Annotated in this window: 2 protein-coding genes; both read right to left on the reverse strand. The window is 61.3% G+C overall.

Going from position 1 to position 3,707, the window contains the following annotated elements; genetic code table 11:
• Positions 1-26: 26 nt before the first annotated feature.
• Positions 27-2,645 carry a TRAP transporter permease gene (locus ACR0AG_RS22345; protein ID WP_480842871.1) on the reverse strand — a complete coding sequence of 873 codons (2,619 nt, stop codon included), beginning with the start codon at positions 2,643-2,645 and terminating at the stop codon, positions 27-29.
• A gap of 117 nt (positions 2,646-2,762) precedes the next feature.
• Positions 2,763-3,707, reverse strand: a 945-nt coding sequence (locus ACR0AG_RS22350; protein ID WP_480842873.1) for a TAXI family TRAP transporter solute-binding subunit, incomplete at its 5' end; no start/stop codon positions are given.

A 3,707-nucleotide genomic window follows, 5' to 3' on the forward strand; every position in this document is an offset into this window, starting at 1 on the left:
ATCCACGGCACAGAGGACGGATTTTATCATGGTGTTACCTCTTGTTCATTTGTGCGGGCTGCGCGGTTTTTTTGCAGGAAGGCGATGAGGGCGAGCAGGATGAGCGCGGGGATGAACATCAGCTCTTTGGGGGGCTGGTTCTGGGGGGCCTGCACGGTGGTGATGCGGACGGGCTCGTCGGCGTAGTAGTCGAAGTTCGACAGCTCATCCGCGACCGCCGTGCCAAAGAGCGGCTCGTCCAGTTTGACCAGACCATCCTCGTTCAGCGTGATCAGACCCAGCGCTTCGACCCGGGCGGCACCGTCCGCCTCGTCGCCGACGGTCAAGACCACGGTGGTCTCGGTCATGTTGCCGGTGTCAAAATCGGGGCCTGCAACCTCGATGCGCAAGGAACTGCCCGGGGCGGCCTCGCCCACCGCTTGTTCCAGCTGCGCCGGTTCGATCTGCGCAAAGGGCGGCGCGATCCGGTTCATGAAGAAGTCCGGCCGGAACAGCGCAAAGGCAATCAGGATCAGCGCCACGCTTTCATAGATGCGGTTGCGGGTCAGGAACCAGCCCATGGTGCCGGCGGTGAAGATCAGGATCGCGATGGTGGCGGAGATCGCCACCAGAATGCCCTGCACCCAGCCCACATCGATCAGCAGCAGATCAGTGTTGAAGATGAACACAAACGGCAGCGCCACGGTGCGCAAGCTGTAGAAGAAGGCGGTAAAGCCCGTCTTGATCGCATCCCCGCCCGACACGGCGGCAGCGGCAAAGCTGGCCAGTCCCACGGGTGGTGTCACATCGGCCATGATGCCGAAGTAGAACACAAACAGATGCACCGCGATCAGCGGCACGATCAGACCGTCCTGCGCGCCCAGCTCAACCACAACACCGGCCATCAGCGAGCTGACAACGATATAGTTCGCCGTGGTCGGCAGGCCCATGCCCAGAATGAGGCTGAGCAGACCCACCAGCGCCAGCATGGCGATCAGGTTGCCGCCCGACAGGAACTCGACCAGATCGGCCATCACCTGCCCCACGCCGGTCAGCGTCACGGTGCCCACGATCACACCCGCGGTGGCGGTGGCCAGCGCGATGCCGATCATGTTGCGCGCGCCGTCGATCAACCCGTTCCACAGGTCGGCAACCCCGTCGCGGAAGGCGTTGACGGTGTTGTTCTCACCGCGGAAGATCGACTTCATCGGCTTCTGCGTCAGCAGGATCACGAACAGCAGCGAGGTCGCCCAGAAGGCCGACAGGCCCGGCGATTTCTGCTCGATCATCAGGAAGTAGACCAGCACGATGATCGGCAGCAGGTAATGCAGACCGGCCTTGTAGATATCGGCAATCACCGGCAGTTCGACCTCTTTGGCGTTGGGATCATCGGGCACCAGATCCTCGACGCCCGAGGCCAGTTTCAGCAGGAACAGATAGGCCACCACAACCAGCGCCGACAGCACCAGACCCGACGCATCCGGGATCAGCGCAATGATGCCCTTGATCGGATACTGAATGCCATAGCAGAGCCCGGCAAAGCCCACAAAGAACACCGCCATGCCGCCGATTGTGCGGCCCATCGAGACCACGCGGTCACCCAGCGTCGGCATGTTCCGCTTCACCGCCTCAAGGTGCACGATATAGACCAGCGCGATGTAGGAGATTGCGGCGGGCAGGAAGGCGTGAGTGATCACCTCGACATAGGAAATGCCCACATATTCCACCATCAGGAAGGCCGCAGCGCCCATCACCGGCGGCATGATCTGGCCATTCACGGAACTGGCGACCTCGACCGAGCCCGCCTGTTCGCTGGAAAAGCCCACCCGCTTCATCAGCGGGATGGTAAAGGTGCCGGTGGTCACAACGTTCGCAATCGACGAGCCCGAGATCAGGCCGGTCGCCGCCGAGCCCACCACAGCCGCCTTGGCCGGGCCGCCGCGCAGGTGTCCCAGCGCGCCAAAGGCCATCTTGATAAAGTAATTGCCCGCGCCCGCCTTATCCAGCAGCGCGCCAAACAGCACGAAGAGGAAGACGAACTTGGTCGACACGCCAAGCGCGATACCAAAGACACCCTCGGACGTGATCCACATATGGCTCATGGCCTTTTTCAGGCTGGCACCCTTCCACTGGATCACCTCGGGCACCCAGTCGGACGAGCCAAAGAACACATAAGCCAGGAAAATCGTCGCAATGATCGCCATCGCCGGGCCAAGCGCACGCCGCGCGGCCTCAAACAGCAGCAGCAACCCGCCGAGCGCGACCCATTTGTCCACGTCGTCGGCCAGTAACCCGTTGTTCACAACTTTTTCGTAGAAGATATAGCCATAAAGCGCGATTACCGCGCCCACCACGCCCATGATCCAATCCTGGATGGGGATGTAATTGCGCGGGCTGGATTTCAGCGCCGGATAGGCCGCAAAGGCCAAAAAGATCGCAAAGGCCAGATGGATCTGGCGCGAGTTGTTCACCACGCTGCCCGGCAGCAGCGCATTCGACAAGGGCGAGGCCAGCACCACCTGAAAGACCGACCACAGCACCGCGACAATGGCCAGAAACAGCCCCACATTGCCCGCCGGATTGCGCGCCCCCGCATCGGATGAGGCGACCAGATCCTGAAGCTCTTCTTCGGATAGCGGGCGGTTGGATTGTGTGTCGGAACTCATCAGGCGTCTCCCCGTCGCTGTGCGATCTTGCGGGCCGTTTCGGCCTCATCTTCACCCGCTCCCCGGGTGTGTAAAAAAGGGCGCGCCCGTCACAGGCGCGCCCCCATCAGATCCGGCTTACTGCAGCCAGCCTTTTTCCTTGTAGTACTTCTCGGCCCCCGGATGCAGCGGCGCCGACAAACCATCCGCAATCATCTCTTCCGGCTGCAGGTTGGCAAATGCGGGGTGCAGCTTTTTGAAGTCGTCGAAGTTTTCAAAGACCGAGCTGACAACCGCATAGACCGCGTCATCCGACACGTCTGCCGAGGTCACGAAGGTCGCGCCCACACCAAAGGTCGTGGTGTCACCGTCCGAGCCGCGATACATGCCGCCCGGAATGGTCGCGGTGCGGTAGTACGAGTTGTTGTCGATCAGACCCTGGATCGCGTCACCGGTTACGTTCACCAGAACGGAATCACACGCGGTGGTCGCTTCCTGGATCGAGCCCGACGGATGACCCACCGTGTAGATCATCGCATCCAGCTGGTTGTCGCACAGCGCCGCCGACTGCTCGGCCGCTTTCAGTTCCGAGGCCAGTTCGAAATCATCGATGGTCCAGCCCATCGCTTCCAGAACCACATCCATGGTACCGCGCTGACCGGAACCCGGGTTGCCGATGTTCACACGCTTGCCCTTGAGGTCTTCAAAGCTGCTGATGCCCGCATCGGCCCGCGCCACAACGGTGAACGGCTCGGGATGCACCGAGAACACCGCCCGCAGCCCGTCAAACGCGCCCGCGTCTTCGAATTTCGAGGTGCCGTTATACGCGTGATACTGCCAGTCGGATTGGGCCACACCAAACTCCAACTCGCCCTCGCGAATGGTGTTGATGTTGTACACCGACCCACCGGTCGATTCCACAGAACACCGAACCCCATGCTCTTTCCGGCCCTTGTTCACCAACCGACAAATCGCGCCACCCGTCGGATAATAAACCCCCGTAACACCCCCCGTGCCAATCGTTATAAACTCCTCCGCATAAACCGCAGGAGCCATAAAGGCTGCGGCTGCGAACGCTGTGAT

This window comes from Ruegeria sp. H6, from assembly GCF_056532975.1.

Bases quoted from the DNA above. Each gene is read 5' to 3' on its own strand.
- ACR0AG_RS22345 (WP_480842871.1), bottom strand. From the start codon at position 2,645: ATGAGTTCCGACACACAATCCAACCGCCCGCTATCCGAAGAAGAGCTT.